Source organism: Streptomyces pallidus (ex Mingjun et al. 2026) (assembly GCF_051550185.1).
In the GTDB taxonomy this organism is placed as follows: domain Bacteria; phylum Actinomycetota; class Actinomycetes; order Streptomycetales; family Streptomycetaceae; genus Streptomyces.
On the sequence record NZ_CP196181.1, the window covers coordinates 1,543,781 to 1,560,952 of the forward strand.

Below are 17,172 nucleotides of genomic sequence, written 5' to 3' on the forward strand. Positions count from 1 at the left end.
CGGAGGGACCCCGACCGAAACCCGCACACCAGTCCGAGGGGTCATGTCCGGTCGCGGCTGCTCCGGCGACGGTACGCCTCCAGAGCCCGCCGGGTCTCCTCCTCGATGAGGTCGGCGTTCAGGGCCACCGCCGCGCGCACCCCTGCCGCGGCCGCGGCGGCGAGCTGGTCCAGCGGGTTGGTGAGGTTCCCGGCCGCCCACACGCCGCGCAGGGCGGTGGCCCCGGTGGCCGGGTCCGCCTCCAGGCAGCTGCCGACCACCGCGCCGTCCCGCTCGACGGCGACCACGGGCAGCCCGAGGCCGGCCGCCACCCCGGCGCGGGCGGTGAAGCGCGGGGCGACCACCAGGGCCCGGCAGGCCACGGACCCGCCGCCGGCCAGGGTCACCCCGGCCAGCCCGTCCCCGGCCACGGTCAGACCGGTCACCTCGCCCTCCACCACCGTGACGCCCAGGGCTGCGAGGAGCTCCCGCTCGTCGGCGGTGGGCGGACGGGTGTGGGCGAGCAGCGTGACCCGGTCGCTCCAGTTCCGCCACGTCTGCGCCTGGTGGACGGCGAGCGGGCCGGTGGCCAGCACGGCGACGGGCGTGTCGCGGACCTCCCAGCCGTGGCAGTACGGGCAGTGCAGCACGTCCCGCCCCCAGCGCTCGCGCAGCCCCGGCAGCTGCGGCAGCTCGTCCACCAGCCCGGTGGCGAGCAGCAGCCGGCCGGCCCGCACCGCCGAGCCGTCGCCGCACCGCACGAGGAACCCGCCCTCCGGCACCCGGTCCGCGGCGACGGCCGTACCGGCCGCCCCGGACCGGATCTCACCGCCGTACGCCGCCACCTCCGCCCGCCCCACGGCCAGCAGCTCGGCCGGGGCAGCCCCGTCCCGCCCGAGGTAGCCGTGCAGATGGGCCGCGGGTGCGTTGCGGGGGCTGCCGGAGTCGAGCACCAGTACGGAGCGGCGGGCGCGGGCGAGGGTCAGCGCTGCGGCCAGGCCGGCCGTCCCGCCGCCCACGACGATCACGTCGAAGGTGCGTTCCGTCTGCGCGGTGGTGTTCATGGCGTCGTCCTTCCGGTGGTGCGGGGGCCGCGGGCCGCGGCGCGGCGCGTTCCGTTGCCGAACCGGCAAGATGATGCAGGAGCGCGCCGGATCCGCCGGCCGGCCATGCCGTGCGAAGAGGGACGAGGAACCACCGGATGACATCCACGCCACCCACCCCGCCCACGCCTCCCGGGCGGCCCGAGCCGAGCGGGCCGAGCGGGCCGACCGCGGAGCGCCCCGAGCGGGCCGTCCCCCGTGCCAACGGCGTCGTCGGCGTCGGGCTCGTCGTGGCCGATTCCGCGGGCCGGGTCCTGCTCGGCCAGGCGCACGACGGCCGCTGGGAGCTGCCGGGCGGCAAGGTCGACCCCGGGGAGGGCTTCGAGCAGGCGGCGGCCCGGGAGCTGGCGGAGGAAACGAGCCTGCGGGTGGACCCCGCAGACATCCGGATCCTGTCGGTCCGGATCGATGCGAAATCCGGGGTCACCCGGTTGACCGCGGCGGCCGTCACCGGCTCTGCCGAGGGTACGCCCGAGGTCACCGAGCCGCACAAGATCGTCCGCTGGCAGTGGTTCGCCCCGGCCGAGATCCCGCACGCCCTGTACGCGCCCTCCGCGGGCGTGCTGCGCAGCTGGCGCCCCGACCTCGCCCCGGCCCTGCCGCCCGTGTCGCCGCACGACTACCCGACGGCCTCCGCGGGGCCGGAGGATCCGGAAGCGCCCGGAGCCCGGCCACAACCCTGACTGCAGTCCCCCAGGAACCGGCCTTCCCCCGGTGGTCCGGGCTGCGGAAGAGGAAGCCGCTCCGAGACCGAAGTCGAGGAAGAGGGCCACCTCCTCCTCGGGGTTGCCGGCTGCGGGGGCCGCCGCCCCGCAGCCACCGGGAGAGGGCGGCGGCGTAGGGGCCTGCGGTCGTGCCCCCGGCCGACCCGGCGGCCGCACCGGGCGGCCGCACCGGGCGGCTGGTCCGTCCCCCGTTCCCGCCTACACCCCCGCCGGCGCCCGCTGCGCGAACGTGCCCTCGCGGAGGTCCTCCGCCAGCAGCCGCTTGGCGATGGCGTCCGCCGCGGCCCGCAGTTCCGTGCCGCTCGGCCGGCCGCGGTCCCTCTCCAGCTGGTCACCCAGCCAGTCGGCCCACGCCTTCGAAATGACCGCGGCCTCCCGCTCCCCCGCCGCGGTCAGCGAGAGGAAGTGTCCCTCGCGGCTGAGGTAGCCCTCGTCCACCATCCGGTCGAAGACGGGCAGGAGCACCTCCGGCGGCACGGAGCGGCGCGAGGCCACCAGTCCGAGGCTGGCGTGGCCGACCGTACGGGTCATCAGCTCGACCTGCATCACGGCCCAGGCGCCCGCGATGTCCAGCCGGGTGTCCGAGCCGGCCACGATGGACCGGGCGGTGTCCGGCCCCATGGTGCGCACGAGCTTGCCGACGGCCAGCTCCAGCAGCTTGGCCGAGTCCCCGGAGGCGGTGGTCGGCGAGGCGAAGCCCTCGCCCATGTCGGTGGAGGCGGCGCGGGCGCTGTCGCGCAGCCGGACCTCCTTGAGGAAGAGGGCGACGACCAGCCCGACCGCCGCGACCGGCACGGTCCACAGGAAGACGGTGTGCAGCGTGTCCGCGTAGGCGTCCACGATCGGAACGGCTGCCTCCGGCGGGAGGCCGTGGACGCCCTTCGGGCTCCCCGCGGCCGCGGCGATCTGCTCCGGGTCGCCGCCCGTGGCGCGGGCCGCCTCGACGACGGCCGCCTCCAGCCTCGGGCCGAGGCCGTTGGCGTAGATCGTCCCGAAGACCGCGGTGCCGAAGGAGCAGCCGAGCGTGCGGAAGAACGTGACACCGGATGTGGCAGTGCCGAGGTCGGCGTAGTCCACGGTGTTCTGCACGGCGATGGTCAGCACCTGCATGCTCAGGCCGATCCCGGCACCCAGGACGAACATGTACAGCGATTCCAGCCAGGCGGGGGTGCCGGGGCCCATCAGCGACAGCAGGTACAGGCCGACGCCCATGGCCAGGCAGCCGACGATGGGGAAGACGCGGTAGCGGCCGGTCCTGCTGGTGACGTTGCCGCTGAAGACGGAGAACACCAGCAGGCCGAGGACCAGCGGCAGCGTCCGGACGCCCGACACCGTGGCGGAGTCGCCGTCCACGTACTGGAGGTACGTGGGCAGGAAGGTCATCGCGCCGAGCATCGCGAAGCCGACGACGAAGCTGAGCACCGAGCACACGGTGAAGACGGGGTTGCCGAAGAGCCGCATCGGCAGCATCGGTTCGGCCGCCCGCGTCTCCGCCAGGCAGAACAGGGCCAGGGCGATCGCCCCGGCCGCGAAGAGGCCGATGATGACGGCCGAGTTCCAGGGGTACTCGTTGCCGCCCCAGCTGGTGGCGAGGATCAGGGCGCTGGAGCCGACCGCGACCAGGGCGATGCCCGCGTAGTCGATGACCGGCCGCCCCGCGGCGCGGACCGAGGGGATGGTGCGGGCCGCCGCGAGCACGACGAGGATCGCGATCGGCACGTTGACGTAGAAGGCCCAGCGCCAGCTGAGGTGGTCGGTGAACAGGCCGCCGAGCAGCGGCCCGACGACGGTCGCCACGCCGAAGACGGCGCCGATGGCGCCCTGGTACTTGCCGCGTTCGCGCAACGGGATCACGTCGGCGATCAGGGCCATGGCGGTGACCATCAGACCGCCGGCGCCGGCGCCCTGCACGCCCCGCCACACGATGAGCAGTGTCATGTTGCCGGCCAGGCCGCACAGGAACGAGCCGGTGATGAAGACGATCGCGGAGACCTGGAAGACCACTTTCCGCCCGAAGAGGTCGCCGAACTTGCCGACGAGCACCGTGACGACGGTCTCCGCGAGCAGGTAGGAGGTCACCACCCACGACATGTGGTCGCCGCCGCCGAGGTCCGCCACGATCGTGGGCAGGGCGGTCCCGACGATCGTCTGGTCGAGCGCCGCGAGGAGCACGCCCAGCATGATGGTCCCGAAGACGACGTTGCGCCGCCGCCGGTCGAGCACGGGGGGCGCCGCCGCGTCGCCGGTGGTGCGGGCGGGGGCAGTGGTCACATCTCGCACTCTCACAGCGGCCCCGCCCGCCCGCATGTGGCACGGGGCCGTACGGGGGACCCGGCGCCGGGATCAGCGCAGGTGGCCGAGGCCGGGGTGGGCGTCCGCGTACGCGTCGAGGAGGCGCCGGGCCACGCCCACCGAGTCGACCAGCGGGTGCAGTGCGAAGGCCTTGACGGCCTCGGCCCGGGAGCCGCCGGCCGTGGCCGCGAGGACGGCGCGTTCGACGGCCTTCACGGCGGTCACCAGGCCGACGGCGTGCAGCGGCAGGGGGTCCACGGCCACGGGGTGGGCGCCGTTGGCGTCGACCAGGCAGGGGACCTCGATGACGGCTTCCGCGTCGAGGACGGAGAGGGTGGAGCGGTTGCGGACGTTGAGGACGAGCGTGGTCCGCTCGTCGCGGGCGATGGCCCGCATCAGCGCGAGCGCGACCTCCTCGTAGCCGCCGGAGCCGGAACCGGAACCGGACCCCGGGTCGCCCCCGTCGCGTGCTCCGGCGCCGGCGGCCTCGCGGTTCTCGGCCATGTACGTGGCCTCCCGCTCGGCCCGGGTCCGGTCCCAGGCGGCCAGCGCCGCCCCGGGCGGCAGCGCGTCGCGGCCGGCTTCGGCGTAGAAGCCGCGCTGCTGGTCGCGCAGGAAGGCCCCGCGGGTCTGCTCGGCCGCCTGGTACGCCCGTACGGCGTCACGGTTGAAGTAGTAGTAGTGCAGGTATTCGTTGGGGATCGCGCCGAGCGAGCGGAGCCAGTCGGCCCCGAAGAGCCGCCCCTCCTCGAAGGACCGGAGCGCCGCCGCGTCGGCCAGCAGCCGGGGCAGTTCGTCGCGGCCGTCGATGCGCAGCCCGCGCAGCCAGCCGAGGTGGTTGAGGCCGACGTAGTCGATCCAGGCGTCCTGCGGGCGGGCACCGAGCGCGCGGGCGACGCGCCGGCCGAGCCCCACCGGGGAGTCGCAGATGCCGATCACCCGGTCGCCGAGCACCTCGGCCATGGCCTCGGTGACCAGCCCGGCCGGGTTGGTGAAGTTGATGACCCAGGCGTCGGGGGCCAGCCGGGCGACGGCGCGGGCGATCTCCCGGGCCACCGGTACGGTCCGCAGACCGTACGCGACGCCGCCGGCGCCGACCGTCTCCTGGCCGAGGACGCCCTCCGCCAGGGCGATCCGCTCGTCCGCGGCGCGCCCGTCCAGGCCGCCGACGCGGATGGCGGAGAAGACGAAGTCGGCCCCGCGCAGGGCCTCGTCCAGGTCGGTGGTGGTGGCCACGGCCGGGGCCTGGCGAGGGGCGGGGCCCGCGCCCGTGCCGGCCTCGGCTCGGCGCGCGGCTGCGGCGTCGGCGGCCGCGGCCGCTTGGTCGGCGAGGACCCGGGAGACGGCGGCCAGCCGGCCCGGGTCCGCATCGTACAGCGTCACATGGGACACCCGGCCTTCGGCGTGGTCGCCGAGCAGTGCTCCGTAGACGAGCGGTACCCGGAACCCGCCCCCGCCGAGGATCGTCAGCCGCACGCCCTACCGCCCTTCGGCCAGTGCCGCGGCGAATGCCACGATCCGCGACATCCGCTCGGCGGCACACGTGTGAGGGCTCCAGTCTCCCCCCGCCGGTCAGTCCTCCAGCGCCGGCACGGCGCGCAGCCGCGGCCCCTTGTGGTGCGGGACGGCGCCGCCGCGGACGGGTCCGGACGCGGCACCCTGGGGTGCCGCGGGGAGGACCATGGTGATCCGGGTGAGCCCCATGGCGTCGAGCATGCGGCTGGATTCGGCCACGAGCCTGCACCGCACGACGCCCCACTGGGGGTCCCAGTGGCGCACGGTCCGCACGGCGCCGTCGCGCTCGGCGGCCTCGGCCCCGTGGGTGGCGAGCCAGTGCGGCACGCCGTAGCGGTAGGCCGCTTCCATGAACGGGTCGCGGGCCACCTCCTGGCGGATGCTGCGCAGCCCCTCGTCCTCGGGGGCGGCCTCCAGCGCCGCCGCGAACTGGGCGAGCAGCGGGACGCACCAGGCCGGTTCGTGGTCCTCCAGGACGGCGGCCGCGTCCGGGTGGAACAGTACGAAGCGCAGGAAGTTGTCGTCGGGGAGGGCGGTGGGGTGGGGGCGCACCGACTGGAAGAGCCTGTCGAACGCCGAGTTGGTGAGGGCGACGTCCCAGCGGTGGTCCACGAGGAAGCTGGGGTAGGGCACGGCCTCCATGAGGGCCGCGTAGTCGCACAGGTAGTCGCGTTGGGCGGGGTCTTCGGGCAGCCGGTTCTCCTCGGCCGCCCGCCAGGTCGGCGGGGGGTCCCGGTCGACCATGATGCGGAAAAGCCAGAAACACTGCCGCTCGCTCATTTCCAGGGCCTCGGCCAGGGCGAGCAGCTTGCGGTCGGTCCATTCCTTGACCAGTCCGCGTTCCCAGTTTCCATATGCGCGAACGCTGATGCGCAACCGCGCGGCGAGGTCCTCCTGGCTCAGGCCCAGTTCCTCGCGGCGCTGGCGCAAAATCTCCTTGCGTCGCTCCGACCGCACTGCGCCGCGTGCGGACTCCTCGCCCGCCAGGCGCCCCTCACCGGCTCGGGCGAGGCCATCGGACGGGCCCACCGCTGCGAGATGTAGCACCGAGAGCTCCCCCTCCTCACGGTCTGGATCTTCAATTTCCTCTGGCGATCCTGCTACCGACGTCATTCGAGTGTCAACTATCGTGGCAATTCCAGCCTCTTGACAGCTCATTCCCGCCACAGCTGTGGCAACTTCTGGCCCTGCGGCGGGAGAACGGCTAGATTCCAAAAGCCGACCATGTGCCCGAACCGACTCGCCGCGATCTAGGAGAACCACTGGTGACAGACGGCTTCCCGGCTCCCGTCGCGGTGGCCAACCCGTCCCTGGCAGCCACCGTCACGCGCGTCGCAGAACTCGCGGGCAAAATGGGCCGCGACCCGAACAAGGTCTTTGACCTGCGCCGCCTCTCCGAGGCCTCCGGCGTGCCCATGGACGTGGTGCGGAGCCTGCTGGACGGCAGGCCGGCCGGCGAACCCTGCCTGCAGACCCGCTTCCTCCAGCGGCTCGACCTGCTCCGCCGCACCAGGCTGAAACCCAACGGGCGCCGCTACACCCAGCAGGAGATCGCCGACGGCGCCGGGATGTCCCGGCAGCAGGCGGGTGCGCTGATCAACGGCGACCGCCGGCCCACGATGGAGCACTGCGACGCGATCCAGCGCTTCTTCGGCGTCCACGCGGGGTTCCTCACGGCGCACGACGCGGACGCCCTCACCGACGCGCTGCTGCGCACCGAGCAGCAGCTGCTCCAGGACTACGCGGGCCGGACCCGCGAGACCGTGCCCGCCCCCGCCTCCCCGGCGGGCGATCCCCTGGCGAGACTGCTCCAGAACCACGGAGTGCGCGGCATCGCCTGGCGCGCCGCGCAGCTGCCCAGCGACAAGCACCGCGACAAGGTCGCCGAGTGGCTGGACATGCTCCTCGAGAGCGTCAAACCGAACGATTCCTGATCCGGCCCAGTCGACAGCAGTCTGAGTCTGGGTCCGTCTGATCCTTGAGTCCTGATCCGGAGCCACGCCGACGGGGAGAACGGTGAGCATAGGCAGAGAGCAGCGCCGGTTGTGCGGCGAGCTGGTGGCCGGCCTCCAGCTGACCGCGCCCGTGGAACCCCTGGACCTCTACGCCGCCCTCTGCGAGGGCATGAGCAGGATCCGCGGCCGCCGGGTGGACTTCCGGATGGCCGCGTTCCCGCCCGGGACGGCGAGCGGCCTGTGGCTCGACATGGCCGACCGGGACCTGGTGGTCATCGAGGAACGCACGGCCCCGGACCACCAGCTGGTGATCCTCGGTCACGAACTGTGGCACATGAAGGCCGGCCACTGCAGCCACCACGTCGACGGGGCCGCCGTCGCCGCCCGCCTGCTGTCCGACGAGGCCGACCTCGGCGAGACCGTACGGCGCGTGGCCGCGCGCACCCGCGCCGACATCCGTGAGGAGACCGAGGCCGAGACCTTCGGCTTACTGCTGGGCAGTCGGTGCCGGACCTGGCTCGCCGGGTCGGCGAGCCACCGGGCGCCCGCACAGCGCGACCAGTTGGCGGGGCGCATCGAGGCCTCGCTCGGATACCGGGGGCACAGGAACGACCGTTGAACGGCCAGGACTACTACATCCCGGCAGCCGCGCTGGGCATTGCACTCGCCTTCAAACTGCCGGCGCTGCGCAACAACTGGCGGGACCCCCTGCTGCGCGCGGTGTGCTCCCTGCTGGTCCTGGCCGGATCGGTCTTCGCCTTCGCCGCCCCGCCCACCATCGTGGCGGTCAACGAGCTGACCGGCGTCACCAACTTCTCGGCGCCGCTCGTGTACTGCCTGATCACCCTGTTCAGCGCCGCCTGCCTGGTGCTGATCGTGAACTGGCGGGGCGGCCCCGCCGACGTCACCCGGCGCATCTCGCGCCGGTGGATCGGCGGCTACTGCGGGGTGGTGGTGGTGCTCGTCGTGCTCTTCTCGATGGGCGAGGCGCCCGACGAGCGGCTGCGGGACTTCGACACGTACTACGCGAGCGCGCCGTACGTCCGGGAGATGATCGCCCTCTACCTGACCGCGCACCTGGTGGCGGCCGTGGTGATGGTGGCCATGTGCTGGCGCTGGTCCCTCCAGGTGCGCGGCTGGCTGCGGACCGGCCTGATGATCATCGTGGCGGGCTACATCCTCAACCTCAGCTACGACGCCACCAAGATCACCGCGGTCGTGGCCCGCTGGACCGGCCACGACCTCGACGACCTGAGCACGTACGTCGCGCCGCCGCTCGCCTCGCTCGGCGCGCTGATCAGCGCCATCGGCTTCGTCCTGCCGCTGGTCTGCCAACGGCTGTCGGACCACTGGCAGACCTGGACCACGTACCGCAGGCTCGGGCCGCTGTGGGACGAGGTGCAGCCGTGCGCGCCCACCGGCACGCCCTGCGTGAGGATGGCGTGGTGGGCGCCGCCGGAGCTGCGCATGATCCAACGCGAGTCGGACATCCACGACGCGTTCCTGCACCTGGGCCCTTACTTCGACGAGCGGCAGCGGCAGCGGGCGTACGACCTCGCCCTGGCCGGCGGATCGGACGAGGAGACGGCCCGCGCGGTCGGCGAGGCCGCCATGGTCGCCGCCGCCGTACGGGCCCGCGCCGCTGACCCCGAGGGGGCGGCCATCGACGGCGAGGAGGGCGCGGACGGGGCCGCCCGGGCCACGCCCCGCCCGAGGGACCTCGTCCGCGTCTCCCGGGCCCTGCGGGACTCGCCGGTCGTCGCGTGCGTGCGGCAGGGGGCGGCCGGGGCGGTCTGCTGACCGACCGAAACCGGGGCCGCCGCGCCACCCGGACCCCCGCCGACGCCCCGCGGGGCGTCACAGGGCACGGCCACGGGCGTCAGCGCAGGGCCGCCGCCAGGGCCACCTTCGGGAACAGGTCCTGGAAGGGACCCGCGGAATCGATTCCCTCGCGGCCGAAGGGGGCGTCGAAGCTCCACACCATGAACAGCAGGAACACGATCAGCGCGCTGAACAGGCCCGCCAGCAGCAGCTCGCGCCCGGACCGGCGGATCTGCAGCGTGAAGATCAGACCGACCGTGACCACACCGCCGGTCAGCAGCCCGAACCAGACCACGCTGGGCAGCGTCGACTCGTCGCTCTGCACGCGCGCGTGGCGTGCGTCGTCCGCGGCGGCGATGTGGTCCAGCAGCGGCTGGTAGGCCTGCGCCTGCAGCTCGGTGGCCGGGCTCTGGTGGGTGACGTCGCCGCGCAGCTTCGCGAGGAGTTCGGCGCCCTCCTCGCTGGCCGCGTCGCCCGAGGTCAGCCGCGGCCAGTCCACGGAGACGGTGTGGGCGACGTACGCGTCCACCTCGCCGCGGATCCGGTCGCGGACGGCGGCCGGGTAGACGTCGGCGCGCTGGCTCACCTCGTACAGCGCCTGGGCCTCGCGGCGCACGCTGTCCTCGGCGGCCCCGCGGGCCTCCCAGACGCCGGCGATCGCCAGGCCCAGCACGATCGCGTAGACCACGCCCACCATCATCGTCATGTACTCGATGACGTCGGGGGTCTCGCTGGTGTCCTCGTCGGGCGCGACCCGGCGGTGCCGGATGACCGTGCAGGCGAAGACGAAGGCGCAGACGAGCGCCATGGCAATGGCCAGGATCAGCCATTCGGACACGAGGGTTCTCCCGTTGCTGGATCGGTCAGGGGATCAGCTGGTGCGGCTCTTCGACCGCGGGCGCAGTGCCGCCGCGGCGAGGACGGCCGGGGTGGTGACGGCGGCCATGAGCATGACGGTGGACAGGCCGCCCGGCTCCCGCCGGGCCAGGGCCTGGGAGCGGTACGGGCGGACATGGAAGGCGGAGACCCGCCCGGCCGGGGCTCCGAGCGCGGGCGGAGCCCCGGCTCCGCCCGCCGCCGGCCCGACAGCCACCGCGGGATCCGCCGCGGCTGCCGGGGGCTGCGCAGCCGCTGCCAGGGCCTTCGCCGCCGGCGATCCGGCCGAGGCTCCGGCGGCGGGCAGCGGGCCCAGCCCGGGGTGGCGCACGGTCGGCCGGTCCGCGCCGGGCACGACGAACGGCAGCGCCGGGACCCCGGCATGCGGGGCGGGCAGGCCCGGAAGCCGCACCGCGGGCAGCCGCACCACCGGCGGCACGACGGCAGGGGCCCGGCCCCAGGGCGGACGAACGGTGGGCGGGCTGCCGACGGGCGGACGGACGACGGGGCTGCCGCCAGGCGGACGAACGGCGGGCGGGCTGCCGACGGGCGCACGGCCCCCGGGGTCCGGCGCAGGCACGTCGGGCACACACGCGTCGGCCCGGGCCGAGGCCCGGGCCGCGTGGCTGCCGCCACCGTCGTCGACCGCCACCTGTCCGTGCAGCGGGCAGCACACCGCCACCAGGCCCGCCCCCGCGAAGTACTGCCAAGCGGCCACCGCGCGTCCTTTCGTTCCGGAGCAGAACCGAGGGTTCCGGCTGAAGAAACGATCACGGCACCGCTACGACACGCCGCAGCCGCGACAAGCTCCCCGACGGGGGAAGGGATTCAGCCCTTCGGGAGCACCGGACCGCTGCCGACGGGGTCCGACCGGTGCGCAACGGAGTTCCCCGGGCATGCGCGAGGGGCGCGATCCGTGCCCGGATCGCGCCCCTCGTCTGGTCCTGCCCTGCCGTCAGCCGGCTTCGGAGCCGCCGAACCGCTCGCGGTAGGACTCCAGGTCCTCCTCGCTGATCTTCGCGAAGAGCACCGGCGGAACGGTGAACGGCGTGCCCGCCGGGACCGTGGCCAGGGCCTTGGCCTGCTCCGGGGTCACCCACGTCGCCGTGTCGTCGGCCAGCGCGAAGGCCGAGCGCATGGCACGTGCCGAGGCCGGGATGAACGGCTCGGAGACCACCGAGTAGAGGTGGATGAGGTTCATCGCGGTGCGCAGGGTGAGCGCGGCGCCGTCGAGGTCGGTCTTGACCTCCAGCCAGGGGGCCTTCTCGTCCAGGTAGGCGTTGCCGGCGGACCACAGGGCGCGCAGGGCGGCCGCGGCCTTGCGGTACTGGAGGGTGTCCATGTGGCCCTCGTACTCGGCCAGCAGCTCGGCGATCTGCTCGCCGAGCTTCGCCTCGGCCTCGCCGGCGGGGTTGCCGGCCGGGACCTCGTCGCCGAACTTCTTGCGGGAGAAGGTCAGCACGCGGTTGACGAAGTTGCCGAGGGTGCCGCCGAGGTCCTTGTTGACCGTGGCGGCGAAGTGCTCCCACGTGAAGGACGAGTCGTCGGACTCGGGGGCGTTGGCGATCAGGAAGTAGCGCCAGAAGTCGGCCGGGAGGATCTCCAGCGCCTGGTCGGTGAAGACGCCGCGCTTCTGGGAGGTGGAGAACTTGCCTCCGTAGTACGTCAGCCAGTTGAAGGCCTTGACGTAGTCGACCTTCTTCCACGGCTCGCGGGTGCCCAGCTCGGTCGCGGGGAACATCACCGTGTGGAACGGGACGTTGTCCTTGGCCATGAACTGGGTGTAGCGGACGTCCTCGGCCTCGTACCACCAGGCCTTGTAGTCGCGGTTCGCCGGGTCGGCGTCCGCCCACTCCTTGGTCGAGGCGATGTACTCGATCGGGGCGTCGAACCAGACGTAGAAGACCTTGCCCTCGGCGGCCAGGTCGGGCCAGGTGTCCGCCGGGACCGGGACGCCCCAGTCGAGGTCGCGGGTGATGGCGCGGTCGTGCAGGCCCTCTGTCAGCCACTTGCGGGCGATGGAGGACGCCAGCTGCGGCCACTCCGCCTCGTGCTGCGCGACCCACGCCTCCACCTCGTGCTGCAGCTTGGACTGGAGCAGGAAGAGGTGCTTGGTCTCGCGGACCTCCAGGTCGGTGGAGCCGGAGATCGCCGAGCGGGGCTCGATCAGGTCGGTCGGGTCCAGGACGCGGGTGCAGTTCTCGCACTGGTCGCCGCGGGCCTTGTCGTAGCCGCAGTGCGGGCAGGTGCCCTCGACGTAGCGGTCCGGCAGGAAGCGGCCGTCGACCGGCGAGTAGACCTGCCGGATCGCGCGCTCCTCGATGAAGCCGTTCTCCTGGAGCTGGCGCGCGAAGTGCTGGGTGATCTCGCGGTTCTGCTCCGAGGAGCTGCGGCCGAAGTAGTCGAAGGACAGCTCGAAGCCGTCGTAGACCGCCTTCTGGGCGTCGTGGGCCTGCGCGCAGAAGTCGGCGACGGACAGGCCGGCTTCCTTGGCGGCGAGCTCGGCGGGGGTGCCGTGCTCGTCGGTGGCGCAGATGTAGAGGACGTCGTGGCCGCGCTGGCGGAGGTACCGGGAGTACACATCCGCCGGAAGCATCGACCCGACCATGTTGCCCAGGTGCTTGATCCCGTTGATGTACGGAAGCGCGCTGGTGATCAGGTGTCGAGCCATCCTCGGATGCTCCATTCATGTATGCGGTTGCAGCGTTCGAGCCGTGACGGATTGTGATGGGGTCATCGTATCGAACCGTCGAAAGGCCACGCGCCCGCATTTCGCTGGGTGGACGTAACGCAAAAGCGAGGGTTGTGACCTCTGCGTCACGGCCCTCGCCATGGGGTCATGCTACAGCCGGGACGCGATCGGCTCGGACCGGGCCCGCAGCCCGGCGCACCACCGACCGCCACGGGTCGGCGCGAGGCCCGGCCGGAGGGCCTGGCGCTGCCGTGGCGCGACCCTGGCGCGGCCTGGCGCACCACCGGCGCGACCTGGCATTACGTATGGCGGGGGCATATGCGTACGTACGGGCTGCGCCCGCGCACGGTCGAAGTCTGTCAGCGGCCGGTCATCACCGAACGTAATCCTCCACCTTCCTCCTTCTGCGCCCCGCGTATGCGCCCGCGCTGCCAGTCTTGCCGCCCACAGGGATGAGGTGAGGTGGAGCGGTGAGCGATGGCGGACCTGAGGAGCCCGGCGGGGCGGTGGGCCTCCCCAGCCGACGGCGGCGGCCGACGCCCATGAGCCAGTGGAACCCGACGGCACGCCTGTCCTACTGGGCCTTCCACGCCAACCGGAGACCCTCGTACATGCGCTTCGCGTACCTCCAGCTGGGCTCCGACTCGGCCGCCGAGGCCGCGGTGGACGCCGCGTTCGACTCGATCATGAACGAGTGGTTGCGCATGCTGCACATGGACCGGCTCGACGCCTACGCCTGGACCATCCTCAAGCAGCGGCTGGTCGACCGGCGGGAGCTGCCCGGCTCCTGGCCCGACCCCATGGACGTCACCGCCTTCGAAGCCGCCCTCAAGGAGGCCGCCGCCGACCGGTACGAGGTGCTCACCGACACCATCCGCTTCTACTCCGCCGTCTCCCGGCTCGCGGAACGCCAGCGTGACGCCGTGCTGCTGCGCTACGGACTCCAGTGCACCCCCGGTGAGGCCGCCTCCGTGATGGGCGTCGACGAGGCCACCGTCCGCTCGCAGCTCGGGCAGGCCCAACGGCGGCTCGCCCGCCTGCTCGACACCTCCGCCGAATCATGAGGCGGCGCGAGGACGACGAGCAGCCCGGCCGCGGGGCCGCCGCCCGCCGCTCCCTGGCCGACTTCCTGACCCGGGCCGGCGTCCGCGACCGGTACCCCCACTACGACCTCGGAGCGGCCGAGGCGCGGCTGCTGCGCACCGCCCGCCGCAAGGGCGCCCCGGCCCCGACCGCCGCCACGGCCCGGCGGCGGGCGTACCTGTGGAGCGACCCCGCCCGGGACAGCCCCCTCGACTCCGAACGGGCCCGTCGGGACCTGAAGGCCGTCTGCCTCGCCGCGGTGTGCGCGCCGGGGGCCGAGGCGCAGCTCGCCGCGTTCCTGGCCAGCGCGCACACCGACCTGGCCGGTGCGGTCGTGTTCGGCTGTCTGCTGCACCTGGCCGGGCTGCGCGAGGGGGCCAGGTTCTGGTGGCAGTTCGCCGCCGGCTCCGGCCGCGCCCGGACCGCGGCCGCCGCCTACTGCCTGTTCCTCGACCACTCCCGGCGCGGCGAACACCACGACGCCCGGGTCTGGGCGCGCGAGCTCGGCGCGCGCGGCTACCGCCCGGGCGGGCGCCGGGACCTGCGCGAGGTACGGCTGTGCACGCAGGCCGCCGTCCTGCGGTACGTCGACCAGCGCGACGATCCCGACCTGGGCGCCGTGCCGCTGCCCAGGCCGGGGCTGCCGGCGGTGCTCGCCGGGTTCCGGACACCGCTGGCGGCGGTGGCGGACGGGGCGCACCCCGACCCGGACCCGGACCCGGTCCCGGGCGGCACCTCCGGCTCGGGGGGCACACCGGGGCCGGGGAGGCAGACGGGGCCGGGAAGGCAGACGGGGCCGGAGGCGACGCTCGCCGCCCCGGAGTCGCCGGGTGCCGGACCGCCGCCCCGGGCGTCGGGCCGGCGCCGGCCCGGCCACGGGAGCCCGATCGGCAGCGGCGGCAACGGCCGCTCCGCCGGCCTCGGCGTCCGGGTGACGGTGGGCGGCTCCGGCGAGGCCCTCGCGGCGGCCCGCCGCGCGCTGGCCGTCGTGCGGGTCCTGGAGAAGCACCCGCTCGGGGTGCGGGCCGGTCAGCTGGCCCGGGAGTCCGCGCTGGCCGAGGAAGAGCTACGGCCGCTCCTGGTCATGCTGTGCGAGGAGGAGTACGCGTTCCGGCCCGGCGCGGGCGTCTACGCGCGCGGGCCCGCCCTCGACCGGCTCGCCGCCCCCGGCGGCCGGGGGCTGGTGGGGCAGCTCCAGCGGACCCTGGCACTGGCACGGGACAGCGCGGGGGCCGCCGTGTACCTGAGCCGGTACGCCGACGGCGAGGTCCGGATCACGCAGATGGCCGACGGGCCCGGGACCCCGCCCGTGCGGGAGTGGGTGGACTTCCGGGACGCCGCGCACGCCAGCGCGGTCGGCAAGTGCCTGCTGACCCAGCTCGGTCCCGACCTGCGCCGCGACCACGTCGCCCGGCACCGGCCCGCCCGGTTCACGGCCCGGACGATCACCGACAGCCGGGTGCTGTTCTCCGCCCTGGACGCGGTGGCCCCGGGCTCGCCGGTGTTCGACCTGCGCGAATACTCGCCCGGCGTGGTCTGCTCCGCCGTCCCCATCGCCACGGGCGGCGCGGTCGGCAGCCTCGCGCTGTCCCTGCCCGCGGTGCACTCCCACCGGCTGCCCGGGGCGACCGAGGCACTGCGCCGCAAGGCCGTTCCGATCCTGCTGGCCCTGCTCCTGGCGGGCGCGATCCCGCCGGACGCACTCGAAGCCCCGGCCCCGGTGGACACGGTTCCGGCCGACGCGTCCGCCGGGGCCGGTGTCGCGGCCGCTGCCGCGGCGACGCCCGGGGCCCCCGCGGGGACAGGGGCTCCCGGGGGGTCGGCGGGGGCCGGGCCCGACGGCACCGCGTCCGAGGCCCCCGGGCCCGGGCAGGACGCCGTCCCGGCCGCCCCGACCGCCTCGACGGGCCCCCCGGTCACCACCGTCACGGCCGAGACCCTGCGCCACCTGCGCAGCCTGTTCCGCACTCCGCTGGCCCGTTCCACGGCCTGCGCGGCCGGGCCGCACCTGGTCAGCGACAGCGCGTCGGAGGCGGCGTACCTCTTCGACGCCGCCCCCGACGGCACGGGCCCGCCCCGCCTCGCACTGCCCCGCACCCTCGCTCCCCTCACCCCGGGCAGCCTCCGGGCCCACGACGGGCTGGTGGTCCTCGGCACCTGAGCAACCGGGGTACCGGCGGGGGTACGGACAGGGGGACCGGCGGGGACCGGTGGGTACTGGCGGGGGTACGCGTCAGCCGGCGCGGGTCAGGCGGTCCGCGCCGGAGAGGACCGCCGCCGCCAGCGCCTCCGCCGGCGGCGACACCCGCTCCCCGCGGAGCAGGGCGAACTCCACCGGCCCCAGGTCCGGCAACCCCGGCACCCGGACCAGGCCCGGCGGGATCAGCCCCCGGGTGTGCGCCATCACGCCCAGCCCGGCCCGGGCCGCGGCGATCAGGCCGCTCAGGCTGCCGCTCGTACAGGCGATCCGCCACTCCCGCCCGGCCCGTTCCAGGACGTCCAGCGCGCGGGCCCGGGTGATCCCCGGCGGCGGGAAGACGATCAGCGGAACCGGCCGGTCCGGGTCTACCCGCAGGCCCTCGGCCCCGATCCACACCATCCGGTCCCGCCACACCAGCCGGCCCCGCTCGTCCCCCGGCCCGCGCCGCTTCGCGAGGACGAGGTCCAGGCGGCCCGCGTCGAGCCGCTCGTGCAGGGTCCCGGAGAGCTCGACCGACAGCTCCAGGTCGACCTCCGGGTGCTGGTGCCGGAAGCCTTCGAGGATCTCCGGCAGCCGGGTCAGCACGAAGTCCTCCGACGCCCCGAACCGCAGCCGCCCGCGCAGCCGGGTGCCGGTGAAGTAGGCCGCCGCCCGTTCGTGGGCCTCCAGGATCGTCCGGGCGAAGCCGAGGAGCGCCTCCCCGTCTTCCGTCAGCTCCACGCTGTGGGTGTCCCGGAGGAAGAGCGGGCGCCCCGCCGCCTCCTCCAACCGGCGTACGTGCTGGCTAACCGTGGACTGGCGGACGCCGAGCCGCCCGGCGGCCTGGGTGAAGCTCAGGGTCTGGGCGACCGTGAGGAACGTGCGCAGCTGGACCGGGTCGTACATGGCCCCATGGTGGCACGGTCATCACGGAACGCAATGGCAGTCAGAT

At 74.3% G+C, this 17,172-nt stretch carries 13 protein-coding genes and 1 pseudogene; 6 read left to right on the plus strand and 8 right to left on the minus strand.

Translation table 11 applies throughout. The annotated features are described in order from the left end of the window. Window positions 1-41: 41 nt before the first annotated feature. Window positions 42-1,043 (minus strand): NAD(P)/FAD-dependent oxidoreductase, encoded by a 1,002-nt coding sequence (locus ACSHWO_RS06640; RefSeq protein WP_438310418.1) that lies wholly within the window; start codon window positions 1,041-1,043, stop codon window positions 42-44. A 137-nt stretch (window positions 1,044-1,180) separates the two neighbouring features. Between ACSHWO_RS06640 and ACSHWO_RS06645 the strand changes: the two genes are divergently transcribed. Beyond that, a complete protein-coding gene (locus ACSHWO_RS06645; protein WP_438310420.1) occupies window positions 1,181-1,765 on the plus strand; it encodes a nucleotide triphosphate diphosphatase NUDT15 in 585 nt (194 codons plus the stop codon). 240 nt (window positions 1,766-2,005) lie between these two features. Here ACSHWO_RS06645 and ACSHWO_RS06650 read toward each other — a convergent pair whose 3' ends face one another. The 3 genes from ACSHWO_RS06650 to ACSHWO_RS06660 form a co-directional block, all read right to left on the minus strand. Then, window positions 2,006-4,114: an MDR family MFS transporter gene (locus tag ACSHWO_RS06650; protein WP_438310422.1), complete on the minus strand. Its 2,109-nt coding sequence runs from the start codon at window positions 4,112-4,114 to the stop codon at window positions 2,006-2,008. A 36-nt stretch (window positions 4,115-4,150) separates the two neighbouring features. After that, a complete protein-coding gene (locus ACSHWO_RS06655; RefSeq protein ID WP_438310424.1) occupies window positions 4,151-5,575 on the minus strand; it encodes a 6-phospho-beta-glucosidase in 1,425 nt (474 codons plus the stop codon). 96 nt (window positions 5,576-5,671) lie between these two features. Beyond that, window positions 5,672-6,544, minus strand: coding sequence for a helix-turn-helix domain-containing protein (locus ACSHWO_RS06660; protein WP_438310425.1), 873 nt, complete (start codon window positions 6,542-6,544; stop codon window positions 5,672-5,674). Between the two features lie 335 nt (window positions 6,545-6,879). Between ACSHWO_RS06660 and ACSHWO_RS06665 the strand changes: the two genes are divergently transcribed. The 3 genes from ACSHWO_RS06665 to ACSHWO_RS06675 all read left to right on the plus strand — a co-directional run bounded on the left by ACSHWO_RS06665 (window position 6,880) and on the right by ACSHWO_RS06675 (window position 9,369). Next, window positions 6,880-7,548, plus strand: a complete 669-nt coding sequence (locus ACSHWO_RS06665) for a helix-turn-helix domain-containing protein (protein WP_361092168.1) — start codon at window positions 6,880-6,882, stop codon at window positions 7,546-7,548. A gap of 82 nt (window positions 7,549-7,630) precedes the next feature. Next, window positions 7,631-8,188, plus strand: a complete 558-nt coding sequence (locus ACSHWO_RS06670) for a toxin-antitoxin system, toxin component (protein WP_361092165.1) — start codon at window positions 7,631-7,633, stop codon at window positions 8,186-8,188. Next, a complete protein-coding gene (locus ACSHWO_RS06675) occupies window positions 8,185-9,369 on the plus strand; it encodes an MAB_1171c family putative transporter (RefSeq protein ID WP_438310426.1) in 1,185 nt (394 codons plus the stop codon). Before ACSHWO_RS06670 ends, ACSHWO_RS06675 begins: the two co-directional genes overlap by 4 nt. A 79-nt stretch (window positions 9,370-9,448) precedes the next feature. Here ACSHWO_RS06675 and ACSHWO_RS06680 read toward each other — a convergent pair whose 3' ends face one another. From ACSHWO_RS06680 to metG, 3 genes are all read right to left on the minus strand, one after another. After that, window positions 9,449-10,228 (minus strand): hypothetical protein, encoded by a 780-nt coding sequence (locus ACSHWO_RS06680; protein WP_361092159.1) that lies wholly within the window; start codon window positions 10,226-10,228, stop codon window positions 9,449-9,451. Window positions 10,229-10,261: 33 nt separating this feature from the next. Further along, window positions 10,262-10,984 carry a hypothetical protein gene (locus ACSHWO_RS06685; protein ID WP_438310428.1) on the minus strand — a complete coding sequence of 241 codons (723 nt, stop codon included), beginning with the start codon at window positions 10,982-10,984 and terminating at the stop codon, window positions 10,262-10,264. A gap of 237 nt (window positions 10,985-11,221) precedes the next feature. Then, the gene (metG, locus tag ACSHWO_RS06690; RefSeq protein ID WP_361092153.1) at window positions 11,222-12,937 is read right to left on the minus strand and encodes a methionine--tRNA ligase; all 1,716 of its coding nucleotides are present in this window, start codon (window positions 12,935-12,937) and stop codon (window positions 11,222-11,224) included. Between the two features lie 563 nt (window positions 12,938-13,500). Between metG and ACSHWO_RS06695 the strand changes: the two genes are divergently transcribed. Both ACSHWO_RS06695 and ACSHWO_RS06700 read left to right on the plus strand, forming a co-directional pair. Further along, entirely contained in the window at window positions 13,501-14,022 is a 522-nt protein-coding gene (locus tag ACSHWO_RS06695; protein ID WP_361092150.1) for a sigma factor-like helix-turn-helix DNA-binding protein, read from the plus strand. Between the two features lie 956 nt (window positions 14,023-14,978). Continuing rightward, window positions 14,979-15,719: pseudogene (locus ACSHWO_RS06700) on the plus strand (IclR family transcriptional regulator domain-containing protein); the annotation flags it as partial. Window positions 15,720-16,274: 555 nt separating this feature from the next. On the opposite strand, the gene ACSHWO_RS06705 reads toward ACSHWO_RS06700, so the two are convergent. Beyond that, window positions 16,275-17,126 carry a LysR substrate-binding domain-containing protein gene (locus tag ACSHWO_RS06705; protein WP_361092147.1) on the minus strand — a complete coding sequence of 284 codons (852 nt, stop codon included), beginning with the start codon at window positions 17,124-17,126 and terminating at the stop codon, window positions 16,275-16,277. Window positions 17,127-17,172 lie beyond the last annotated feature (46 nt).

Excerpts from the sequence above, each read along its gene's own strand:
- ACSHWO_RS06640 (WP_438310418.1), bottom strand. The coding sequence starts at position 1,043 with ATGAACACCACCGCGCAGACGGAACGCACCTTCGACGTGATCGTCGTG.
- ACSHWO_RS06645 (WP_438310420.1), top strand. The coding sequence starts at position 1,181 with ATGACATCCACGCCACCCACCCCGCCCACGCCTCCCGGGCGGCCCGAG.
- ACSHWO_RS06650 (WP_438310422.1), bottom strand. The coding sequence starts at position 4,114 with ATGCGGGCGGGCGGGGCCGCTGTGAGAGTGCGAGATGTGACCACTGCC.
- metG (WP_361092153.1), bottom strand. The coding sequence starts at position 12,937 with ATGGCTCGACACCTGATCACCAGCGCGCTTCCGTACATCAACGGGATC.
- ACSHWO_RS06695 (WP_361092150.1), top strand. The coding sequence starts at position 13,501 with ATGAGCCAGTGGAACCCGACGGCACGCCTGTCCTACTGGGCCTTCCAC.
- ACSHWO_RS06705 (WP_361092147.1), bottom strand. The coding sequence starts at position 17,126 with ATGTACGACCCGGTCCAGCTGCGCACGTTCCTCACGGTCGCCCAGACC.